Annotated in this window: 21 protein-coding genes; 13 read left to right on the forward strand and 8 right to left on the reverse strand. The window is 73.5% G+C overall.

What is annotated here, in order from left to right:
• Positions 1 to 58 precede the first annotated feature (58 nt).
• Both LN652_RS11985 and LN652_RS11990 read left to right on the forward strand, forming a co-directional pair.
• Positions 59 to 1,855 (forward strand): glycosyltransferase family 39 protein, encoded by a 1,797-nt coding sequence (locus tag LN652_RS11985; protein ID WP_230440862.1) that lies wholly within the window; start codon positions 59 to 61, stop codon positions 1,853 to 1,855.
• A 191-nt stretch (positions 1,856 to 2,046) separates the two neighbouring features.
• Positions 2,047 to 2,775 (forward strand): polyprenol monophosphomannose synthase, encoded by a 729-nt coding sequence (locus tag LN652_RS11990; protein ID WP_230440863.1) that lies wholly within the window; start codon positions 2,047 to 2,049, stop codon positions 2,773 to 2,775.
• Between the two features lie 31 nt (positions 2,776 to 2,806).
• Here LN652_RS11990 and LN652_RS11995 read toward each other — a convergent pair whose 3' ends face one another.
• The 4 genes from LN652_RS11995 to LN652_RS12010 form a co-directional block, all read right to left on the reverse strand.
• A complete protein-coding gene (locus LN652_RS11995) occupies positions 2,807 to 4,984 on the reverse strand; it encodes a HelD family protein (protein ID WP_230440864.1) in 2,178 nt (725 codons plus the stop codon).
• A gap of 148 nt (positions 4,985 to 5,132) precedes the next feature.
• Positions 5,133 to 5,558, reverse strand: coding sequence for a DUF1772 domain-containing protein (locus LN652_RS12000; protein ID WP_230440865.1), 426 nt, complete (start codon positions 5,556 to 5,558; stop codon positions 5,133 to 5,135).
• A complete protein-coding gene (locus LN652_RS12005; protein WP_407941553.1) occupies positions 5,555 to 6,136 on the reverse strand; it encodes an SDR family NAD(P)-dependent oxidoreductase in 582 nt (193 codons plus the stop codon). Before LN652_RS12005 ends, LN652_RS12000 begins: the two co-directional genes overlap by 4 nt.
• Before the next feature lie 190 nt (positions 6,137 to 6,326).
• Complete coding sequence (locus tag LN652_RS12010) at positions 6,327 to 7,085, reverse strand: enoyl-CoA hydratase-related protein (protein WP_230440866.1); 759 nt, start codon at positions 7,083 to 7,085, stop codon at positions 6,327 to 6,329.
• Positions 7,086 to 7,150: 65 nt separating this feature from the next.
• On the opposite strand from LN652_RS12010, the gene LN652_RS12015 reads away from it, so the two are divergent.
• The 11 genes from LN652_RS12015 to LN652_RS12065 all read left to right on the forward strand — a co-directional run bounded on the left by LN652_RS12015 (position 7,151) and on the right by LN652_RS12065 (position 17,875).
• On the forward strand, positions 7,151 to 8,704 hold the full coding sequence (locus LN652_RS12015; RefSeq protein ID WP_230440867.1) for a molybdopterin-dependent oxidoreductase: 1,554 nt from the start codon (positions 7,151 to 7,153) through the stop codon (positions 8,702 to 8,704).
• A 223-nt stretch (positions 8,705 to 8,927) separates the two neighbouring features.
• Entirely contained in the window at positions 8,928 to 9,587 is a 660-nt protein-coding gene (locus tag LN652_RS12020) for a fasciclin domain-containing protein (protein ID WP_230440868.1), read from the forward strand.
• A 37-nt stretch (positions 9,588 to 9,624) separates the two neighbouring features.
• The gene (sigK, locus tag LN652_RS12025; RefSeq protein WP_230440869.1) at positions 9,625 to 10,230 is read left to right on the forward strand and encodes an ECF RNA polymerase sigma factor SigK; all 606 of its coding nucleotides are present in this window, start codon (positions 9,625 to 9,627) and stop codon (positions 10,228 to 10,230) included.
• Entirely contained in the window at positions 10,227 to 10,955 is a 729-nt protein-coding gene (locus LN652_RS12030) for an anti-sigma factor (RefSeq protein ID WP_230440870.1), read from the forward strand. Before sigK ends, LN652_RS12030 begins: the two co-directional genes overlap by 4 nt.
• Entirely contained in the window at positions 10,952 to 12,961 is a 2,010-nt protein-coding gene (locus tag LN652_RS12035; protein ID WP_230440871.1) for an FAD-dependent oxidoreductase, read from the forward strand. Before LN652_RS12030 ends, LN652_RS12035 begins: the two co-directional genes overlap by 4 nt.
• Entirely contained in the window at positions 12,958 to 14,307 is a 1,350-nt protein-coding gene (locus tag LN652_RS12040) for an SAM-dependent methyltransferase (protein WP_230440872.1), read from the forward strand. The genes LN652_RS12035 and LN652_RS12040 overlap by 4 nt, the downstream gene beginning before the upstream one ends.
• 8 nt (positions 14,308 to 14,315) lie before the next feature.
• Entirely contained in the window at positions 14,316 to 15,638 is a 1,323-nt protein-coding gene (locus tag LN652_RS12045) for an SAM-dependent methyltransferase (RefSeq protein WP_230440873.1), read from the forward strand.
• Position 15,639: 1 nt separating this feature from the next.
• Positions 15,640 to 16,416 (forward strand): DUF1295 domain-containing protein, encoded by a 777-nt coding sequence (locus tag LN652_RS12050; RefSeq protein ID WP_230440874.1) that lies wholly within the window; start codon positions 15,640 to 15,642, stop codon positions 16,414 to 16,416.
• A gap of 61 nt (positions 16,417 to 16,477) precedes the next feature.
• Entirely contained in the window at positions 16,478 to 16,930 is a 453-nt protein-coding gene (locus LN652_RS12055; RefSeq protein ID WP_230440875.1) for a helix-turn-helix domain-containing protein, read from the forward strand.
• Between the two features lie 10 nt (positions 16,931 to 16,940).
• Positions 16,941 to 17,399, forward strand: a complete 459-nt coding sequence (locus LN652_RS12060; protein WP_230440876.1) for a VOC family protein — start codon at positions 16,941 to 16,943, stop codon at positions 17,397 to 17,399.
• Positions 17,396 to 17,875, forward strand: a complete 480-nt coding sequence (locus tag LN652_RS12065) for a cupin domain-containing protein (RefSeq protein WP_230440877.1) — start codon at positions 17,396 to 17,398, stop codon at positions 17,873 to 17,875. Before LN652_RS12060 ends, LN652_RS12065 begins: the two co-directional genes overlap by 4 nt.
• 11 nt (positions 17,876 to 17,886) lie before the next feature.
• Here LN652_RS12065 and LN652_RS12070 read toward each other — a convergent pair whose 3' ends face one another.
• From LN652_RS12070 to LN652_RS12085, 4 genes are all read right to left on the reverse strand, one after another.
• Positions 17,887 to 19,023 carry a heparan-alpha-glucosaminide N-acetyltransferase domain-containing protein gene (locus LN652_RS12070; protein ID WP_230440878.1) on the reverse strand — a complete coding sequence of 379 codons (1,137 nt, stop codon included), beginning with the start codon at positions 19,021 to 19,023 and terminating at the stop codon, positions 17,887 to 17,889.
• Between the two features lie 32 nt (positions 19,024 to 19,055).
• Positions 19,056 to 19,439, reverse strand: a complete 384-nt coding sequence (locus LN652_RS12075; protein WP_230440879.1) for an MmcQ/YjbR family DNA-binding protein — start codon at positions 19,437 to 19,439, stop codon at positions 19,056 to 19,058.
• Positions 19,440 to 19,475: 36 nt separating this feature from the next.
• Positions 19,476 to 20,000 carry a hypothetical protein gene (locus tag LN652_RS12080; RefSeq protein ID WP_230440880.1) on the reverse strand — a complete coding sequence of 175 codons (525 nt, stop codon included), beginning with the start codon at positions 19,998 to 20,000 and terminating at the stop codon, positions 19,476 to 19,478.
• A gap of 132 nt (positions 20,001 to 20,132) precedes the next feature.
• Positions 20,133 to 21,344 carry a ScyD/ScyE family protein gene (locus LN652_RS12085; protein ID WP_230440881.1) on the reverse strand — a complete coding sequence of 404 codons (1,212 nt, stop codon included), beginning with the start codon at positions 21,342 to 21,344 and terminating at the stop codon, positions 20,133 to 20,135.
• Positions 21,345 to 21,406: the final 62 nt, after the last annotated feature.

Consider the following 21,406-nt stretch of genomic DNA (forward strand, 5'->3'; position numbering starts at 1 on the left):
CTCGACCGGCGACAGCACGATTCGGTGTGCCGCTGTGGCATACCTATAGTCGACTCTCGTGCCTGGGGATGCGGATGTCGACGAGCACGCCATCGACGATCGCTCCGTCGCACTGACCCACCGCTCCCGCGCCTTCCTCGTCGAGGCCGTGCTGTGCGGACTCGCGATCGTGACGTGGGTGTCACTCAGCGTCGTCTGGCTGGTCCGTCACAGGTCGGGTCAGCCACTCAACATCGACGAGGCTGGCTACCTGGGTATCGCGCTCAACTACGCCGGCGGATGGGAGCGAGGCGGACCTCCGGGGTGGCTCGACACGGTCCTGGCGCCAAGCGTGCATGCCCCGCTGACGCCGGCCACAGCCTCGATCGGCGTCGTGATGGGCATGGAGCCGCGGACTGCGGCCTTCGCCACGGTCCTCGGCTTCTCGGTCGTCACGACCGTCTTCGCCGTCCTGCTCGCCGCCCACTTTCGCGTACGCGGGGCGATGATCTGCAGCTGTCTGGTTCTGCTTGCCGCACCGGGCTTCGCCGAGCTGGGGCGCAACTTCATCTTCGCAGTACCTGCGGCCGCGGTGACGGTCGCCGCCCTCTACTTCCTCGTACGCACGGAGGGGTTGGACCGAACTCGCTGGGCAATCGCACTGGGGGTCGCGGTCGGCTTGATGCCGCTGACGCGCACGTTGATGATCGCGTTCGTACCGGTCATCGTGGCTGTGGTCGCCGTCAACGCCACTGCCACGTGGGTTCGAGAGCGCTCCGCAGGCCGGCGGCGCATCGCCAACGGCGCTGTAGCAGCCGCCGTGGCCACGGGTGTCGGGGCGACCTGGTTAGTGCCCAGCGGACGATTGGTCTTCGACTACCTCACCGGCTACGGCTACGGCAAGCACGCGGCTGACTACACGGTCGAGGTCGCGATCCCCCCGCTCCGCCTCCTCACGGCTGCGTCGCGCGACTTCCACGCACCTATTCTCGTGTTCGTCGTGGTCGCCTGCCTGATCGCGATCTGGCGCCGCCGCACGTCCTCGGTCCGCCTCTTCTCGCGACCAGGCCTCGTTGAGGCCGCGAGCAGCCCCCTCCTTGCGTGCGCCGCATTCGTCATCGGGGCCGCCGTTGCACTGATGAGCTCGAAGAACGTGGGGTTCGGCTTCACCGTCCCGCTCATCGCCCCGACCGCAGTGCTGGCCGTGGTGGTCGTGCTTCGCGCAGCACGAGCCTCGCGACGGACTTGGTCGGCGCCCCTCGTCGTAGCGCTCATCGCGGTTTCCGCGGTTGTCCTGACGTGGCCGCGTTTCGACAGCACCAGTCCGCTTGCAGAGCAACGGTTCATCATCGCTGGCTCCACGTCGATCACGATCACGGATGGCGCGACCTCTGATCCGGCATACGTGTTCCAGCCCACGAGGCAGGCCTCGCCCCGCGTGGGGGACCTCGTCAACGAGAGCGAATGGGGCGACGACTGGAGCGAAGCGGTCGACGCACTCACCGCAGAGGTCCTCGACGGATCCACAGCGCGACCCGACGTCGCGTTCGGCTTCCGGGATCGATTCGCCAACGTCAACAGCGTGCAGCTCGAGGTTCTCGAGCGTCTCGGCTACGGGATACCGGTCGCGCAGGTCGACCCGACGGAATGGGGTAGGTCGACGTCCGACTACACCGAATGGCTCACGACTGGACCCGCCGGGTCCAGCTGCCAGCTACTGATCGCCCCGGGGTTCGTCAACGAGCTCACCCCGCTCCCAGGGACGCCAGCGTTGCGAGCCGCGGCGGTCAGCGTCGGATTCATCAAGGGCGACTCCGTCCGCCTCCCGGACGGCCGCGAGGTCCAGGTCTGGGAGCGCGACGCCTTAGGCTGCTGACCGCGACCTGGACTGCACTGTTGCGGCAGCTGCGGCAATGTCGCGGGTCCAGCTCACCCGGATCACCACATCGCATCGGGTGACCGACCATCAGGTCCGGGCGCGACGCCGCGCTTCCGCCCGAGCGGCGAGCGGTGGGAGCTCCCGGGCCCACGGCACATCAACGTCTGGAAGAGAGAGGCAACCTGCCCATGAACACCCTGACCGACGACGTCCACCAGCTGGTGGTGCTCCCCACCTACAACGAGGTGGACAACGTCGCCGCAGCGGTCGAGTCGGTGCTGCGGCTGGGGACGGACTACGGCGTGCTCGTCGTGGACGACTCGTCCCCCGACGGCACCGCCGCCCGGGCGCTCGAGGTGGCCGCGCGCCACCCCGGACGGGTCGAGCTGCTGACCCGCGCCGTCAAGGACGGCCTGGGCGGCGCGTACCGCGTGGGCTTCGCGCGGGCCCTGCAGACCAAGGCGGGCGTGGTCATCCAGATGGACGCCGACGGCTCGCACCCGGTCGACCGGATCCCGGAGATGGTGGGACAGGTCCGCGGGGGCGCCGGGCTCGTGCTGGGGTCGCGCTACGTCCCCGGGGGGAGCCTCGACGAGGACTGGCCCTGGTCGCGTCGGGCGATCTCACGCGGCGGCAACCTCTACGCCCGGTCGATCCTGCGGCTGCCCGTCAAGGACTGCACCGGCGGGTTCAAGGCCTGGGACGCCGAGACCCTCGGCGGCATCGACCTCGCGTCGGCCGACGCGCAGGGCTACGCCTTCCAGATCCAGACCACGCTGCAGGCCATCCGCGCCGGAGCCCGGGTGGTCGAGGTGCCGATCCACTTCAAGGAGCGGGTGCTCGGCACCTCCAAGATGACCCGCAGGATCGCCTCGGAGGCGATGGTCGCGGTGTGGCGCATGCGTCGGCGGGCCTGACCGGCCCCGCCGGCACGGTCCCGCGCCCGTCTCAGCCGACCGTGGTGAGCAGCTGCGTGGCGCGGGTGAGCACGACGTAGAGCGTGGCGCGGCCGGTGGCGGACTCGTCCTCGATCTCCTGCGGGGCGACCACCACGATGCCGTCGAACTCGAGGCCCTTGGTGTCGAGGCCGGTGAGCACCACGATCCGGTCCTCGCCGCTGGGCGTGACGGTCGAGTCGACCGCGGCACGCGCCCCGGCGGCGTCGTCGGCGTGCTCGGGCCACGACGCCAGCCAGGCGTTGACCTCCGAGCGGCGGGCGACCGGCACCACGATGCCGACGGTGCCCTGGACCCGCTCGGCGGTCGACGTCACGGCCTCGCGGACGGCGGCCTCGAGGTCGGGCACGTGCGACACCACGCGCGGCTCCTCGCCGGTGCGGCGCACCGCGTCGGGGAGGTCGGCGTCGAGGCCGACCCGCCGGGCGTAGTCGGCGGCGAAGGCGTAGATCTCGGCGGAGTTGCGGTAGTTGGTGGACAGGTGGAACTCGTGGATCTCCTTGCCCTGCAGCGCCTCCGCGCGCGCGGAGGCGGCCTCGGGGGCGTCGGGCCACGACGACTGCGCCGGGTCGCCGACGATCGTCCAGCTGGCCGTGCGGCCGCGGCGCCCGACCATCCGCCACTGCATCGGCGTGAGGTCCTGCGCCTCGTCGATGAGGACGTGGGCGTAGCCGTCGTCCTCGATGCGGTGGGTCGGTGCCGACCAGGCGAGCCCGCCGGGGGCGTACTCGCGCTCGGAGATCGTGGTCAGCTCCTGGAGGTCGACGCCGCCCTCGAGCAGGCCGGTCTCGTCGAGGTCGCGCTCGTCGTCGGTGCGCTGCGGGACGTCGCCGATCGCGTAGCGCAGCTCGTCGAGCAGCGGGACGTCCTCGATCGACAGGCTGCCGGACGCCCACGACTTGGTGAGCAGCAGCTGCTCCTCGCGGCTCACCACGCCCTCGCCGACGCGGGCGAGGAACTCGGGGTCGCGCAGCCAGGAGAAGACGGTCGTGGCGTCGAGCGGCGGCCACCAGGCCGACGCGAACTCCACGAACCCGGCGTGGCCGAGCATGTCGTCCTCGAAGGCCTCGCGCCCGCGCTCCTTGCCGCGCTCGCCGGTGACCTGGCGCCACATCGCGTCGAGGAGCGTCTTGGCCACCCGGGGGAGCTGGCGGTTGCGCCGGCCCTGGGACATCAGCTGGCGGCGCAACCGGCCGAGCAGGCCGGGGTCGAGGACGAGGGTGTCGTCGCGCCAGTAGATGCGGAAGCTGGTGGGGGCGCCGGGGGCGTGCTGGCGTGCGGTGCGGCGCATCAGCTCGGCCATCCGGGTCGTGCCCTTGACGTCGGCGACGGCCGGCTCGTCGTGGCGGGTCGCGCGGATGCCGCCGACGACCTCGCCGAGCGAGCGCAGCGCGACGGCGGTCTCGCCGAGGCTGGGCAGGACCCGCTCGATGTAGCGCATGAACACGCCGCTCGGGCCGACGACCAGGACGCCTCCGCCCTCGTAGCGGCGGCGGTCGGAGTAGAGGAGGAACGCGGCGCGGTGCAGCGCGACGACGGTCTTGCCGGTGCCGGGTCCGCCGGAGATCGACACGACGCCCTTGCCGGGCGCGCGGATCGCCTTGTCCTGCTCGGCCTGGATGGTGGCGACGATCGAGTGCATCGAGCGGTCGCGGGCCCGGGAGAGCTGCGCCATCAGCGCGCCCTCGCCGACGACCGGGAGGTCCGTCTCGGCCTCCTGGTCGAGGAGCTCGTCCTCGACGCCGATCACGGTGCGGTGCTGCGAGCGCAGCACCCGGCGGCGCACCACGCCCTGCGGTGTGGCGGCGGTGGCCTGGTAGAAGACGCCGGCGGCCGGCGCGCGCCAGTCGATGAGCAGCACGTCGCGGTCGGCGTTGCGGACGCCGATGCGCCCGATGTAGCGCGGCTGCGCGTCGATCTCCGGGTCGAGGTCGAGCCGCCCGAACACCAGGCCCTCGTGGGCGGCGTCGAGCTGCGCGATGCGCTTGGCGGCCTGGAAGACCATCGCGTCGCGCTCGACCAGCCCGCCCTCGTGCTCCAGCCGTCCGCGCTGGTGCCCCTCGGCGGCCAGCGCCCGCGCGCTCGCCGTGGACGCCTCCAGCTGGACGTAGACCTCGTCGACGTAGTCCTGCTCCAGCGCGATCTCCCGCGCCTCGAGCTCCTCGCTCACCCTCTGCTCCTCATTCCCCCGAGACCACTGCCCGCTCCCTCGGGCAGACCGGCAAGCGTACCGGTGCGGACCGACGACCACCGAGTTGTCGGCGAACGGTGGTACGGGGAGAGTGCTCGCCCCGTCCGACCACCGCCGTCCGCGCGGGTCACAGCGCGAGCAGCGCGCCGACCAGGCACGCCGCGGCTCCGAGGGTCCGCACCCGGTCGGCGCGGTCGAGGCGACGCAGCAGGGGCGCACGCTCGTCGGGTCCGACGCCCGACAGGCGACCGTGGGTGGGAGCGGCGACCGCCGCCGTCGTGAGGACCGACAGCGCCCCGCCGGCCACCGCGAGCCAGGTGGCCGGGTCGTCCGGGCGCGACACGACGGCCCACGCGAGGACCCCGACGAGCGGCGGGTAGACCGCCGCGACGACCGGGGTGATCCGCGACGAGTGCCGCTGGTGGGCGTGCGCCCACCGCTCGTCGGGCATCTCGCCGAGCGCGGGGTAGACGACGAGGTCGACGGTCAGCTGGAAGCCGAGGTGGGCGGCGGCCACGACGAGCAGCCAGGGCAGCGGGTCGCCGAGGCTCACCCGAAGTCCCCGGCCGCGACCTCGGTCTCGCCGGCGGCGAGGGCGTCCACCACGCGGCGGGCGACGTCGGCCGGGTCGAGCCCCTGCGGCAGCCGCGGCGCGGTGCCCGCGAGCGGGCGGCCGGCGAGGCCGGTCTCGGTGTGCGGGGGACGCACGTCGACGACCGACACCCGGGAGCGGCGCAGCTCGGTGCGCAGCGCGGCGTCCACCGCGCTCAGCGCGGCCTTGCTGGCGGAGTAGGCCGCCATGCCCGGCATCGGTCGCTCCGCGACCACGGCGGAGAGCTGGAGCACGAAGCCCTGCGACTCCTCCAGCAGCGGCAGCACCCGCCGCAGCAGGAAGATCGGGCCGACCACGTTGGTGAGGAAGAGCTCCTCGACCACCTCGTCGGGGGTGTCGACCAGGGAGCCGAAGGCGACGACGCCGGCGGCGTTGACCAGCCCATCGAGACCGCCGAGGTGCTCGCGGGCCGCGGCCACGACCGCGTCGCCCGCCCCGGCGTCGCCGAGGTCGGCGACGACCGGCACGCCGAGCCCGGTCGCGGCCAGGCGGTCGGCGTCGCGTCCGACCAGCAGCAGGCGGGCGCCGCGGCGCCGAGCTCGGCCGCGACGAGGGAGCCGAGGGCGCCGGTCGCTCCGACGACGGCCACCCGCGCGCCGTCGAGGTCGCGCGTCGCCGCGCCCAGTCCGCCGATCGCCACCATCGTCTCCTCTCGGGGGGTCCTACGACCTTCTCTCCCCCGAGGGCCCGCGCGGATGCGGTCGGCGGCTACTTCTTGCGCGAGAGGAACGCCGTCATCGCCTCGCGGGCCTCGTCGCTGGCGAAGAGCCGGGCGCTCGTCGTGGCCATCTCGTCGCCCAGCACGTCGATGCGCGCGACCAGGTCGCCGTTGAGGATCCGCTTGGACTCCCGCAGGCCCTGCGGCGCCCCGGTCGCCAGGCTCGCGCAGATCGCGGCGACCTCCTCGTCGAGCCGGTCGGCCGGCACCGCCTTCGTGACCAGGCCGTACGCCGCGGCCTCAGCGCCGGTGAAGACCTCTCCGCCGAGCGTGGTGAGCGACGCCGCCCGGGGGTTCATCCGGTGGTGGACGGTGAGGCTGATGATCGCGGCGGCCAGCCCGAGCTTGACCTCGGTGAGGGCGAAGGTGGCGTCGTCGGCGCTGACCGCGATGTCGGCGGCCGCGACGATCCCGATGCCGCCGGCGCGCACCGCACCGAGGTTCTTGGTGACGACCGGCTTCTCCAGGGTGACGATCAGCCGCTGCAGGTCGACGATGCGGCGCGCGCCGACCTCCATCCCCTCGGTGGTCGCCTCGGAGAGGTCGGCCCCGGAGCAGAAGACCTTGCCCGAGCTCTCGATCAGCACCGCGCGCACGGCGTCGTCGGCGCCGGCGCGCTCGAGGTGGGCGTACAGCTCGGTGACCAGCTGCCTGCTGAGCGCGTTGCGGTTGGCCGGGCTGTCGAGGGTGAGGGTCGCGACGGCGTCGGAGACGGCGTAGTGGACCAGCTCGGTGGGGGCGTCGGTCATGGCGCCATCCTGCCGCACCGCGACACCGACCCATCTGAGGAGCGTGGGCGCTCCGAACACCCGACATGGACCACACCGCGACGACCACCGCGCCCGAGCCGGGACGGCAGCGCCTGCGCCACGCGGCGTACGGCGTGCTCGCCACCCTCGTCGGCCTGGCGGCCGCCCACCTGGTGGCCGCGGTCACCGTGCCGGCGGCCTCGCCGGTCCTCGCGGTCGGCTCGACGGTCATCGACCTCACGCCCACCCCGCTCAAGGAGTGGGCGATCCGGCAGTTCGGCAGCGCCGACAAGCTGGTGCTGGTCGGCTCGGTGACCGTGGTCGTGCTGCTGCTGGCCGCGCTGGCCGGCGTGCTCACCGCGCGCCGCCCGACGCTCGGCCTGCTCGTCGTCGTGGCCCTCGCCGGCGTCGCCGGCGTGCTGGCGGTGCTCCGGCCCTCGGCCGGCCCGCTGGACCTCCTGCCCGCCCTGGTCGCCGCGATCGTGGGCGCCGCCTCGCTGTGGTGGCTGCACCGCGTTGACGACCGGGGCTCCGAGGGATCGCCGGTCGGGTCCGGCGGTCCGAGCCGGCGCGGGGTCGTGCTGGCGAGCGGCGGCCTCGCGGCCGCGGCCGTGGCCATGGGGGGTGTCGGTCGCTGGGTGACGTCCTACCGCCTCGGCGGGACGGACGTCGCCCTGCCCACGCCGACCGACCCCGCGTCGCCCCTCCCGAAGGGGCTGGAGGCGACCTACCCGGGCATCAGCCCGCTCCAGACGCCCACTGCCGACTTCTACCGGGTTGACACCCGGCTCACGCTGCCGACGGTCGACGTCGACTCGTGGACCCTCACCATCGACGGCGACGTGGAGAAGGAGGTGACCCTCACCTTCGACGACCTGGCGAAGATGCGCACGATCGAGCGCGACATCACCCTGACCTGCGTGTCCAACGAGGTGGGCGGCCCCTACGTCGGCGGTGCCCGCTGGCTGGGCGTGCCGCTCAAGGACATTCTCGACCTGGCCGGGATCGACGCGACCAAGGCCGACCAGATCCTCTCCACGGACGTCGACGGCATGACCATCTCGACGCCGCTCGACGTGGCCATCGACGGCCGCGACGCGATGATTGCGATCGGGATGAACGGGTCCTCGCTCCCGCGGGCCAACGGCTTCCCGGCGCGGATGGTCGTGCCCGGGCTCTACGGCTTCGTCAGCGCGTGCAAGTGGATCACCCGGATGACCCTCACCACCTACGACGAGCAGCAGGCCTACTGGACCGAGCGCGACTGGGCGATCGACGCCCCGATCAAGCTGTCCAGCCGGATCGACACCCCCAAGCCGCTGTCGGACAGCAAGGCCGGGACGGTCGTCGTCGGCGGCATCGCCTGGGCCCAGAACGTCGGCATCGAGCGCGTCGAGGTCCGCATCGACGGCGAGGCCTGGAAGCCGGCCACGCTCGGCCCGCAGGTCACCGACGACTACTGGCGCCAGTGGTACTTCGAGTGGGACGCCACCCCCGGCCAGCACTTCCTGGCCTGCCGTGCGGTCAACAAGGACGGTGACGTGCAGTCGGACGTCCGGATGACGCCGTTCCCCGAGGGCTCCAGCGGGCTCCAGGAGATCTCCGTCAACGTCGGCTGAGCAGCTCGTACGCCCCCGGTGCCGGCGGGCGGTGCGTGGCGCAGGTCCTGAGCCTCCGGGACCTGCGCCACGCTCCGCCCGCCGGCGCTGTGTCGTGCTGTCCAAGGATTGTCCAAAGTTTTTCGAAGAAGCACCCATCCGCCCCGGCAGGGGCGCCGAACACCTCCCGACAGCGGGCCTCCACGGCCCACTAGCCCGGTTCCACCTCCGAAAGGGACACCCCATGAACACCAAGCTCCGCACCCGCTCGATGGGCCTCGCCGCCCTCGCCCTGACCGCGTCCATGGGCCTCGCCGCCTGTGGCAGCGAGGACGAGGCCAGCACCGCCTCGGACACCAGCTCCGAGACCACCTCCGAGTCGCCGATGGAGTCGGAGTCGCCGATGGAGTCCGAGTCCGCCGAGCCGGCCTCTGACGCGCCGTTCGGTCCCGGCTGCGCCGGCGTCCCCACCTCGGGCGAGGGCTCGGTCGAGGGCATGGCCGACGACCCGGTCGCCACCGCCGCCTCCAACAACCCGCTGCTCAAGACGCTCGTCGCCGCGGTGACCGAGGCCGGTCTGGTCGACACCCTCAACTCGGCCGAGAACCTGACCGTCTTCGCCCCGACCGACGACGCGTTCGCCGCGATCCCGAAGAAGGACCTCAACGCGCTCCTCGCCGACAAGGAGGCCCTGACCAAGGTCCTCACCCACCACGTCATCGGCGAGCGCCTCAGCCCCGCCGACGTGGCCGGCGAGCACGAGACCCTGGCCAAGGACATGCTGACCGTCGAGGGCTCCGGCGAGGACTTCACCATCGGTGACGCCTCCGTCGTGTGCGGCAACGTCCAGACCGCCAACGCGACCGTCTACGTGGTCGACCAGGTCCTGATGCCGCAGATGTGATCTCGTCCCTCGACGAGCACTACGCAAGGATGAGCACGTGAACCACGTGAAGCCCGTACCGGACGGGGTGCCCTCGGGCACCCCGTCCGGGGGCGATGCAGCCCGGCTGGCCGACCTGCTCCGGCGCTCGGCCCTGGGTGACGAGGCGGCCTTCGCCGAGTTCTACGACGCCACCTCGGCCCGGGCCTACGGCCTGGCGCTGAGGGTCGTGCGCAACCCGGCCCACGCCGAGGAGGTCACCCAGGAGGCGTTCCTCGACGCGTGGCGCTCCAGCGCCCGCTACGACGTGGGACGCGGCAGTGCGGCCGGCTGGCTGCTCACGATCGTGCACCGCAAGGCCGTCGACCGGGTCCGCTCGGTCGAGGCCGCCACCACCCGGGACGAGACCTGGAACCGGGAGACCGCACCCACCGACCACGACCAGACCTCCGAGGCCGCACACGCCTCCCTGGAGGCGGCGCGGGTCCGCAACGCGGTCGCCACCCTGACCGACGTGCAGCGTCGCGCGGTGGAGCTCACCTACTTCGGCGGCTACACCCACACGGAAGTGGCCGCCCTGCTCGACGTCCCGTTGGGCACCGCCAAGACCCGCATACGTGACGGACTGATCCGCCTACGAGACCTGATGGGAGTTGCCTCATGAGCGACCTGCACAAGCTCACGGGCGCGTACGCCGTCGATGCCCTCGACGAGCTCGAGCGCGCACGATTCGAGCAGCACCTGTCTGCTTGCGAGGACTGCCGTGCCGAGGTGGCCGAGCTGCGGGAGACCGCGGCCCTGCTGGCCGACACCACGGCCGTCGAGCCGCCGGCCTCGCTGCGCTCGTCCGTCCTGGCGGGCATCTCCCAGGTCCGTCCCCTCCCTCCCGAGGTCCCCTCAGCCGCTCCTGCCGCCGACGACACCCACGGTGGGCGGCGACGGTGGGCGCCCTTTCTGGTCGCGGCGGCACTCGCGCTCGTCTTCGGCGTCGGCGCGGCGGTGACGCAGCCCTGGGCCGGTCCCGAGGGCGGCAACCTGACCGCGGCCGAGCAGGTCCTGCAGGCCGACGACGCCAAGAAGGTCGTCCACGACCTCGGTGCCGCCGGACGCGCCACGGTGACCTGGTCGAAGTCGCAGGACCGCGCCGTGATCACCACCGAGGACATGGTCGGAGCGCCGGACGGCAAGGACTACGAGCTCTGGTTCGTCGGTCCCGACGGCAGCTTCACCCCCGCCGGCCTGATGCCGGACGCGCCGGACCAGACCGTCGTGCTCGACGGCACGACCGTCGACGCGGCCGCGGTGGGCATCACCGTGGAGCCCGACGGGGGCTCCGAGCAGCCCACCAGCGACCCGATCGCGGTGTTCGACCTGACGCAGGCCGCATGAGCGGCACCGCCCCGCGACGCATCGCCGTCGTCGGCTCCGGCGTGGCCGGGCTGACGGCGGCGTGGGTCGCGTCCCGCACCGCCCACGTCACGCTGTTCGAGGCCGACGACCGGCTCGGTGGCCACGCCGACACCCACCGCGTCCCGACGCCCGCGGGCGAGCTGGCGATCGACACCGGCTTCATCGTGCACAACCGGCGCACGTACCCCACCCTGCTGCGGCTCTTCGCCGAGCTCGGCGTCGCGACCCAGCCGTCGGAGATGTCGCTCTCGGTCAACGACGCCGGCACCGGCGTGCAGTGGGCCGGCGCCCTGGGACCGCGGGGCCTCTTCGCGCGGCCCTCGTCGCTGACGTCGCGCAAGCACTGGCGGATGCTGCTGGAGATCCCGCGGTTCCACCGGCGCGCCCGCGCGGTGCTCGCCGCCGGTGACACCGCGGGCGACGACGACCAGACGCTGCGCGACTTCCTCGCCGAGGGCGGCTTCTCCGACGGCTTCCTGCGCCACTTCATGGAGCCGGTCGTGGCCGCGGTGTGGTCGTGCGACCCCGCCACCTCGCTCGACTACCCCGCCCGCTACCTCTTCGCCTTCCTCGAGCACCACGGCATGCTGAGCGTCTTCGGCTCCCCCGAGTGGCGCACCGTCACCGGCGGCTCCGGCACCTACGTCGCGAAGGTGGCGGCCGGGCTGCAGGAGATCCGCCTGGAGACCAAGGTGACGTCCGTGCGCGAGGTCGCCGACGGGGTCGAGGTGACCGACGGCAGCGGCGCCACGACGGCGTTCGACGCGGTCGTCATCGCCACCCACCCCTCCCACGCGCTCGCGATGCTCGAGCAGCCGACCGCCCTCCAGCGCGAGCTGCTCACCGCGATGCCCTACAGCGCCAACCCCGCGCTGCTGCACACCGACACCTCGCTGCTGCCGGACGCCACCGGCGCGCGGGCGTCGTGGAACTTCTTCCGTCCCACCGGCGAGACCGGCGCGGTCACGGTCACCTACGACCTCACGCGGCTCCAGCGGCTCCCCACCGACACCCACTACCTCGTCACCCTCGGCGGCGAGGACCTCGTCGACCCGGCGACCGTGATCGACCGGATGGAGTACGAGCACCCGCTCTACACCCCCGCGTCGGTCGCCGCCCAGCGCCGGCTGCCCGAGATCGACACCGACCGGATCGCCTTCGCCGGGGCCTACCACGGCTGGGGCTTCCACGAGGACGGCGCCCGCTCCGGGCTGGCCGCCGCCACCCGGCTCGGCCTGCCCTGGACCCGCGCCGCCCACGTGCTGCCCGAGCCCGGGCGGTTCGAGACCACCATCCGGCACACCCGGCGCACGCCCTTCAGGCGCGCGTTCGAGCACACGTCGACCACCTGGCTCGTCGACGTCGACGACCTCCCCGACCACGGTCGGCTGGCCCGCTTCGAGGCGCGCGACCACCTCGGCTCGCCGGACCGGTCGATCCGCGCCAACGTGGAGGCGTTCCTCGCCGACAACGGGGTCCGGCTCGGCGACGGCGCGCGGGCGGGCACCATCCTCATGGCCGCCCAGCCGCGGTCGCTCGGCTACTGCTTCAACCCGATCAGCGTGTTCTGGTGCTTCGACGACGCCGGCGCCCAGGCCGGCGTCGTGATCGAGGTGCACAACACCTACGGCGACCGGCACGCCTACCTCGTCCACCCCGACGAGCAGGGTCGCGCCACGACCGGGAAGGCGATGTACGTCTCCCCCTTCCACGGCGTCGACGGCACCTACGAGATCGCCGTCCCGGTCCCGACCGACCGCCTCCACGTCGCGGTCACCCTGCGCGGCCACTCCCACGAGGAGACCGGCGACGCGGCGCCCTTCAGCGCCAGCCTCACCGGCAGCCGCAGCGACGTGCCCCTCCGCAGGACCATCGGCGCCGCGCTGCGCGGCAGCGCGCTGATCCGGGCCCACGGCACCTGGCTGTGGGCGCGCCGCCTGCCCATCCGCAACCGACCCAGCCATCGCCAGGAGGGCGTGCAGTGACGCTCGAGAAGAACCGCCCCGTCGAGCCCAGCAGCCAGGGCATGCCCCCGCTGGAGCCGATCACCCCCGGCCCCCGCACCGCGATCTCCGCCGCGGTCGCCAAGCGGCTGTTCCACGCCGCCCTCTCCCAGCTCCAGGTCACCGTCGTCGAGGAGCCCACCGGCCGCCGGCTCGGTCGCGGCGGCCCGGTCATGCGGCTGCACCGCCCCGACGAGTTCTACGCCCGGCTGGGCCGCGACGGCCTGATCGGCTTCGGCGAGGCCTACCTCACCGGCGCCTGGGACGCCGAGGACCTCGCCGGGTTCCTCACCGTTCCCGCGGCCCGGATAGCCACCCTGATCCCCCGGCCCCTGCAGCGCGCCCGCGCGCTGGTGACGCCGCGCCTGCCCAGCCACCAGCGGAGCACCGAGGCCAACAGCCAGGCCAACATCTCGCACCACTACGACCTGTCGAACGACCTGTTCGGCCTCTTCCTCGACGAGACGCTGAGCTATTCCTCGGCCCTCTTCGACACCTCCGTGACCTCGGTCCCGGCGGGCCCGGGATCGGTCGCCGAGCACCAGCTCGCCACGCCGCCAGAGCCGGTCGACCACGACGACCCGCGCCGCCACGGCCCCGACCTGGCCGAGGCCCAGGGCCGCAAGATCGAGCGGATGCTCGACGAGGCCGGCGTCACCGACGGCACCCGCGTGCTCGAGATCGGCACCGGCTGGGGCGAGCTGGCGATCCGCGCCGCCCGCCGCGGCGCGCACGTCCACACCATCACCCTCTCCGTCGAGCAGCTCGAGCTGGCCGAGCAGCGGATCGCGGCAGCGGGCTTCGCCGACCGCGTCGAGGTCGAGCTGATGGACTACCGCGCCCTCGCGACGGCGGGTCGGACCTACGACGCCGTCCTGTCGGTCGAGATGATCGAGGCGGTCGGCCACGAGTTCTGGGGCACCTACTTCCAGACCATCGACCGGGTCCTCGCACCCGGCGGCCGGGTCTCGATCCAGGCGATCACGATGCCCCACGACCGGATGCTCGCGACCCGCGACAGCCACACCTGGATCAACAAGTACATCTTCCCGGGCGGCTTCCTCCCCAGCGTCGAGGTGATCGACGAGATCACCCGCCGCGACACCACCCTGCGGCTGGTCGACCAGCTCGAGATGGGCAGCCACTACGCCGAGACGCTGCGCCGCTGGGACCGCCGCTTCCTGGGCCAGCGCGACGCGGTGCTGGCCCTCGGCTTCGACGACCTGTTCATGCGGGTGTGGCACTTCTACCTCGCCTACTCCCAGGCCGGGTTCGCCGCCGGCTACATCAACGTCTCCCAGCTGACCTTCACCCGAGAGGACCGGTGAGGGACCCGATGACCCAGACCGACCCCCGCCCCGCCACCTCCGCCGCGGCCGCCGGCGGCGTCGCCGAGCGCCTCGCCGAGGCCGTGCGCCCGTTCATCGGCGGTGACCTGCCCGTGCGCCTGCGGGCGTGGGACGGCTCCGAGGCCGGCCCGACCGAGGGCCCGCTCGTGGTGCTCCGCTCCCCCGACGCCCTGCGCCGGCTGCTGTGGCACCCGGGCGAGCTCGGCGCCGCGCAGGCCTACGTCACCGGCGAGCTCGACGTGCCCGAGCAGGACGGCTGGGACCTCGGCTCCGCGCTGACCCACGCCTTCGCGGTCGGCCGCGAGCGCGGGCTGTCGGGCGTACGCCTCTCGCCGCGCGCCATGGTCGACGCGGTCCGCACCGCCGCCGGCCTCGGCGCCCTCGGGCGCCCGCCGGCCGCACCCGCGTCGCAGGCGCGGATCAAGGGGCGCCTGCACTCGCTCGCCCGCGACCGGTCGTCGATCAGCCACCACTACGACCTCTCCAACGAGTTCTACTCCCTCGTCCTCGAGCCGCAGATGGCCTACTCCTGCGGCTACCACGCCACCCCCGACACCCCGCTCGAGGAGGCGCAGCGCGCCAAGCTCGACCTGGTCTGCACCAAGCTGGGCCTCGAACCGGGCATGCGGATGCTCGACGTCGGCTGCGGCTGGGGCTCGCTCTCGCTGCACGCCGCCGAGCACTTCGGCGCGCAGGTCACCGGCGTGACGATCGCCGCGGAGCAGAAGAAGTTCATCGACGCCCGGATCGCCGAGCGCGGCCTCCAGGACCGCGTCGAGATCCGCCTCCAGGACTACCGCGAGGTCCCCGAGCGTGACCACTTCGACGCCGTCGGGTCGCTCGAGATGGGCGAGCACGTCGGCGCGCTCAACTACGACACCTACGTCGAGGTGCTGCGCCGCGCGGTGAAGCCCGGCGGCCGGGTGCTGGTGCAGCAGATGTCGCGCCAGGGAGCCGGTGGTGGCAAGCACCCCGGCGGCGGCCCGTTCATCGAGTCGTTCATCGCCCCCGACATGACGATGCGCCCGGTCGGCGAGACCGTCGACCTGATCGAGGCCGGCGGCCTCGAGGTGCGCGACGTGCACGCGCTGCGCGAGCACTACGTCCTCACCGTCCACGGCTGGCTGGAGCGCTTCGAGGCCAACCTCGACGCGATCCGCGCGCTGGTCGGCGAGGAGGTCGTCCGCGTGTGGCGCCTCTACCTCGTCGGCGGTGCGCTGGCCTTCCGCGACGGCCGGATGGGCGTCGACCAGATCCTCGCGGTGCGCCCCGGCGCGCCGCACACCCTCCCCGCCACCCGGACGTGGTGAGGTGCTGACCCAGGCGGTCGTCGCGATCCTCGCCGCCGCCGTCGTCATGGGGTCGACGGCGGCGGTGAGCAAGAGGCGCGACCGGGTGGCCGACGTCGACGTGGCGTGGGGCCTGTCGTTCGTGGCGATCGCGGTCGCCCTCGCGCTCGTCTGGCCGGACGCCCACTCCTGGCTGCTCGCGCTGCTCGTCGCCGTCTGGGGCGGCCGGCTCGCGATCCACATCGCCCGCCGCTCCCGCGGCCACGGCGAGGACCCGCGCTACGAGAAGATGCTCGGCGGCCCGGGCTGGCACGCCGGCGCGGCGAAGGTGCTGCGCCGCGTCTTCGGCACGCAGGCGCTCGTCTCGTGGATCATCTCCTTCCCGCTCGTCGTCGGCGCCGCCTACGACGTGCGCTGGTGGCCCGTGGTCTGGTTCGGGGTCGTCGTCTGGGCGATCGGGCTCTACTTCGAGGTCGTCGGCGACGCCCAGCTCGAGGCCTACAAGGCCCGGCCGCGCGAGTCTCGTCCGAAGATCCTCGACACCGGCCTGTGGGGCTGGACCCGCCACCCCAACTACTTCGGCGACGCCTGCGTCTGGTGGGGCCTGTGGATCGCCGGCGCCCTGTCGCTCGGCTGGGTCCCGGGGCTGGCGACGATCTTCGCGCCGGTCGCGATGACCTTCTTCATCCGCAACGTCACCGGCGCCAAGCTGCTCGAGAAGACCATGTCGCAGCGCGAGGGCTGGGCCGACTACGCCGCCCGCGTGCCGCTGTTCTTCCCCCGCCCGCCCCGCCGCTGACCGGGCGGTTCCTCGCGCTGGATCGCGCCGACCGGGCGGTTCCTCGCGCTAGCGTCGTGCCGTGGAGCTGAGCGCACGGGAGGACACCCACCGGCGGATGCTGCGCGCCCGCGACGAGATGGACCGGCTCTACGCCGAGCCGCTCGACATCCCGCACCTCGCAGCGGTGGCGCACCTCTCGCCCTCCCAGTTCGGGCGGGTGTTCCGCTCCGTCTACGGCGAGACCCCGCACCGCTACCTCCAGCGCCGTCGCGTCGAGCGGGCGATGACCCTGCTGCGCCAGACCGACCGGCCGGTCACCGACGTCGCGTGGGACGTCGGGTTCGCCAGCCTCGGCACCTTCAGCCGGACCTTCAGCAACGTCGTCGGCTGCTCGCCGTCGCAGTTCCGCGCGCGGCACGCACCCGTCGCGGTGCCGTCGTGCTTCATCGCCGCGTGGGCCCGACCGCGCGAGGCCGCCGGGCCGGCGAGGACAGCGGTTTCGGAGAAGCGCGCGGACGGTGACGCTGGCTAGCGTCCTCCCCATGACCCACATCACCAGCCTCCACATCCGCAGCGTGCCGGTCCTCGACCAGGACGAGGCACTCGACTTCTACACCCGCCACCTCGGCTTCGAGGTGCGCGACGACATCGACCTCGGCTTCATGCGCTGGCTCACCGTCGGCGTCCCCGGCCAGGACACGTCGCTCCTCCTCGAGCTCGTCGGCGGGCCGCAGCACGACGAGGCCACCGCCGCGCAGGTCCGCGAGCTGGTCACCAAGGGCGCCCTCGGCGGCATCTTCCTGACGAGCGACGACGTCCACGCGACCTACACCGCGCTCGTCGACGCCGGCGTCGAGGTCACCCAGGAGCCGGTCGAGCAGCCGTACGGCACCGACTTCGGGATCCGCGACCCGTTCGGCAACCACGTCCGGATCAGCCAGCCGAACGCGGCGTCACCCGCCGAGGTCCAGGACGCCTACGACGCGGCGAACGCGCGGTGAGCTATCCGCCGCCGATCTACGACGGCGAGTCGGGCGAGGCCTCCGCGCACGTGGTGCGTGGAGACGTCGAGCCCGCCGTCGTCTACCCCAACGGCAACAAGGTGTTCTACCTCGCCCGGGGCACGGAGACGACCGGAACGTTCGGGCTCTACCGCTGGCAGTTCGCCGGGCCCGAGAGCGGGCCGGGGCCGCACTTCCACCGCACCATCACCGAGTCGTTCTACGTCCTCGACGGGACCGTCTCGATCTTCGACGGGACGCAGTGGGTGAAGGTCCGCGCCGGCGACTTCGCCCACGTCCCGGCCGGCGGGATCCACGGGTTCCGCAACGAGGACGGCGCCGCCGAGATGCTGCTCCACTTCGCCCCGGGCGCCCCGCGCGAGGCGTACTTCGAGCAGCTCGCGGCGGGCATCGCCGACTTCGACGACGACCAGCGCGACCGGTTCATGCGCGAGCACGACAACCACTGGGTGTGACGGACGTCGGCCTAGCGCCCGGCGTCGCCGCGACCGGCAGGCTCCGGCGTGGGGGCGGCCCGCCGGGTCGCCCGCACCGGCAGCCCGGCGACCCACTCGAGCGGGCCCCGCACCCGGAGCAGCCGCAGGCCCGCGCCGAGGGTGAGGAGCACGGCGACGTGCAGGGCGTAGCTCGACGGCTCCTCGGGCGGCCACACCTGCGGCGTACGCATCACGACGTGGAGCGTGTAGAGCGTCAACGTGGCGGCGCCGGCGCCCAGGACGACCGCGAGCACCGCGGTCACGGCCCGGGGCAGGACCCGCTCGAGGAGCAGGCAGCCCGAGATGACGAGGACCGCGCTGCCGATCGTCTGGGCGAGGTCGAACGGCGTCGCCGAGTGGGGCGCCACGACCAGCAGCCAGCTCCAGTCGCCACCGGTGGGCGTGGTGCCGTACATCCCGGTGGCGTTCTCGGACGCCACCGCCGGGTCGACGAACGTGGCCGAGACGCGGGTCGCGAGCACGGCCGTCCCGAGGCCGCCGAGCGCGAGGCCGCCGAGCAGCGTCGTGTCCCGCAGGTCGAGGCGGCCCAGGACCAGGCCGACGAGGACGTAGGCCAGCCAGGGGAACGCGGGGTAGTAGCCCGTCAGGAGCAGCTCGCTCGCCAGCTGCCCCGGGTCGCCGAGCTGCGCGAAGCTCGGGCTGTCGAAGCCGCGCTCGGGCAGGTCCGGCCGGACCAGGTGCGACACGATCGGTGCCACCACCACCCACGCGACGGCGAGCGGCAGCAGGACCCTCACGGGCAGGAGCGTGAACGGGAGCGCGAGGACGAACAGCACGCCGTAGTAGGTGAGGATCACCGCGATCCCGGTGTCGAGGCCGCCGAGCGCCAGCCCGAGGAGGGCGATCAGCGCGGCTCGCGCGACGATCCCGGCGGACCGCAGGGCGAGCGGCCGCCCCCGCAGCGGCTCGCGGGTCATCAGGGCGAGGCTCACCCCGGCGAGCACCGCGAAGAGCGCCGATGCGCGGCCGCCGGCCAGCCACTGGAGCGTGGCGAGCTCCCCGCCGGGCGTGCGCGGGTCGAGCACGTGGGTCGCGACCATGCCGAGCAGCGCCAGGCACCGGGCGACGTCGAGCCCGACGAGGCGGCTGCCGGACGCGCTCGTCATGACCCCATCCTGCCCGGGCGTCCCAGCGGGGCTCACGTGCCGGGACGCGGGACCTGCTCGGCGAGGCGCGCGGGCGCCTGGAGGCAGTAGGAGTCGGTGAGCAGCTCGGCCAGCTCGTCCCAGTCGATCCCGGCCTCCTCGTCGAGCACCAGCCCGATCACGTTGCCGCCCCAGCCGGAGCGGAAGTAGGGGTGGCCGAGGTGCTCGAAGGCCGCGACCTCGTCGGGCTCGCCGCGGAAGGTGATCCGGAAGACCTGGTCCTCGCCGCCGAAGACGTGGGCGACCGTCGCGCCGCCGACGCGCCACCGGGTGCCGGTCCAGGCCTGCTCCTGGGCGCAGCGCGGCAGGGCTCCCAGCACCGCGTCGATGCGCAGCACCCACTCCTCCGGGACGAGCGGTCGGTCAGCCAGGGCCACGACCCGATCCTGCCAGCGCGGACCGACAGCCGGCCGTCAGCGCAGCGGACGGACGACGTACCTGACCAGCGCGGTCCCGCTCCACCGCGGGGCGACGCCGACGAAGCTGAGGTCGACCTTCACGCGGAGGCCGCGGCCGCTCGCGCGGACCACGAACTCCTCGCGCACCTCGGGCTCGGTGCCGCCGGGTCCGGTCGGCACCTCGGCCGTGCGGCTGCGCGAGGTGACGCCGTGGAACCCCTTCGCACGCAGCCGGCGCACCAGGTCGGCCTGCACGGGCTCGAGGTCGTCGGTCTCCATCGCCAGGTCGAGGAGGTGACGGCAATCGACCCGCAGGTAGCCGCGGACCGTGTAGTCGTCCCGCGGCAGCGGCACCGCCCGCGGGAAGTCCGCGGGATCGACGCTGGTCGGGGGACACGCCGCCTGCCGGCCGGCGGCCGGGTCCACCGGCGCCGGCGCGGCGGCCGCACCGGCGGCCGCACCGGTCCCCAGGAGGGCGGGGAGGACGAGGGCGGTGGCCACGACGTGGCCCAGGCGCATCGGCACGGTCGGTCGCGTCATGGGTGCAGTGAAGCGCACGTCCGCCGTCGCGACCACGGGAAACCGCGAAATCGCCGCGACGGGTCGACATCTGAGGACGTCCTGCAACCCGGGGGCCGGTTCCGGCTACAGGGCGTCCTCAGATGACGGGTGTCAGCGCAGCGGGAGCCGCACCACCTGTCCGCCGTCGGGGCAGACGCTGCACGTGGAGACGTACGCGCTGCGACCGGCGAAGGCCAGGCCGTAGGGCGCGACCAGGTCGTCGGCGACCACCTCGTGCGCGCCGCCGGGGTCGATGCGCAGCAGCGAGCCCGATGGCGGCTGGTCCTCCGGCACCGCGAGCAGGCCGTCGTCGGCGAGCTGCACGGCGTAGAGCCGGCCGCCGCGCCAGCCGAGGTCGGTGACGTTGGTGAGGCCGGTGGCGTAGACCGTCGGGGCCTCACCGCGGACCAGGCGCCAGATGTTCGAGCCGCCGGCGGGGAACGGGAAGCCGGTCAGCTGGCTGACGTAGAGCGCGCCGTCCGGACCGCGGACCGCCGAGGTCGGGACCGCGTCCATCGGGATGTCGCCCGGCGGCAGGAACGGCGGGGGCGGCACCAGCCGGGTGGGGAAGACGCCGAGCGTCGCCACCCGTCCGCCGCGGTTGACCCGGACGACGTCGTTGCCGCCGGCGTCGGCGACGATCCAGCCGCCGCGGGCCCGGAACAGCCCGACCGGGTTGGAGTCGACCTGCGCGCCGTCGGGGTTGGCCGCCGTCTCGTGGGCGGAGACGTCGGCGAGCACGCGCGGGGCGCTGTCGTGCCGCCGGTCGGCGCTGCCCCTGCCGTGGTCGCCCTCGAGGCGCCCGCCGAGCAGCGTGCCGAGCAGCGGGGCGTACGCCGGGGCGCCGGGGGCGGTGCGGGCCGACGGGTCGGCTCCGAGGCCGACCAGCACGGCGTACCAGCCGTCGTCGACCGACACGTCGCTCGGGCCGATCGCGGCGCTGCCGTCGGGGGCGGCGATCGAGGGCAGGCCCTCGAGCACCCGACGCTGGCCCCACCGGTCGACCCGGGTCACGGCGCCGGTCTGGCCGAAGCACACGTCGCCGCCCTCCGGGCCTGGCTGGCACGCCTCGGTGCCGCCGGTGCCGGCCTCCGCGACGTAGAGGTCGCCGTCGTCGAACGACAGCTGGCGCGGGTTGTCGAGGCCGGTCGCGACGACGACGGGGCCGTCCGGCGGCGATGGGTGGTGACCGCCGTGGCCGCCGTGACCGTCCGCCGAGGCCGCGCCGGGCGCGATCGTCAGGGCGCCGGTCAGGGCGAGGGTGAGCAGTGATCCGGCGGCGACGTGGCGTCGGCCGCGGCTCGGGGTGGTGGTGAGGTCCATGGCGGGTCCGAGGGGTCGGGGATGGGTCCCGTCCACACTTGGCCGCTCCTCCGCGACGGCGC

The organism is Nocardioides okcheonensis (assembly GCF_020991065.1).
Lineage (GTDB): Bacteria > Actinomycetota > Actinomycetes > Propionibacteriales > Nocardioidaceae > Nocardioides > Nocardioides okcheonensis.

Excerpts from the sequence above, each read along its gene's own strand:
- LN652_RS12045 (WP_230440873.1), top strand. The coding sequence starts at position 14,316 with ATGACCCAGACCGACCCCCGCCCCGCCACCTCCGCCGCGGCCGCCGGC.
- LN652_RS12060 (WP_230440876.1), top strand. The coding sequence starts at position 16,941 with ATGACCCACATCACCAGCCTCCACATCCGCAGCGTGCCGGTCCTCGAC.
- LN652_RS12080 (WP_230440880.1), bottom strand. The coding sequence starts at position 20,000 with ATGACGCGACCGACCGTGCCGATGCGCCTGGGCCACGTCGTGGCCACC.
- LN652_RS12020 (WP_230440868.1), top strand. The coding sequence starts at position 8,928 with ATGAACACCAAGCTCCGCACCCGCTCGATGGGCCTCGCCGCCCTCGCC.
- LN652_RS12070 (WP_230440878.1), bottom strand. The coding sequence starts at position 19,023 with ATGACGAGCGCGTCCGGCAGCCGCCTCGTCGGGCTCGACGTCGCCCGG.
- LN652_RS12030 (WP_230440870.1), top strand. The coding sequence starts at position 10,227 with ATGAGCGACCTGCACAAGCTCACGGGCGCGTACGCCGTCGATGCCCTC.
- LN652_RS12010 (WP_230440866.1), bottom strand. The coding sequence starts at position 7,085 with ATGACCGACGCCCCCACCGAGCTGGTCCACTACGCCGTCTCCGACGCC.
- LN652_RS12085 (WP_230440881.1), bottom strand. The coding sequence starts at position 21,344 with ATGGACCTCACCACCACCCCGAGCCGCGGCCGACGCCACGTCGCCGCC.
- LN652_RS12035 (WP_230440871.1), top strand. The coding sequence starts at position 10,952 with ATGAGCGGCACCGCCCCGCGACGCATCGCCGTCGTCGGCTCCGGCGTG.
- LN652_RS12015 (WP_230440867.1), top strand. The coding sequence starts at position 7,151 with ATGGACCACACCGCGACGACCACCGCGCCCGAGCCGGGACGGCAGCGC.
- LN652_RS11990 (WP_230440863.1), top strand. The coding sequence starts at position 2,047 with ATGAACACCCTGACCGACGACGTCCACCAGCTGGTGGTGCTCCCCACC.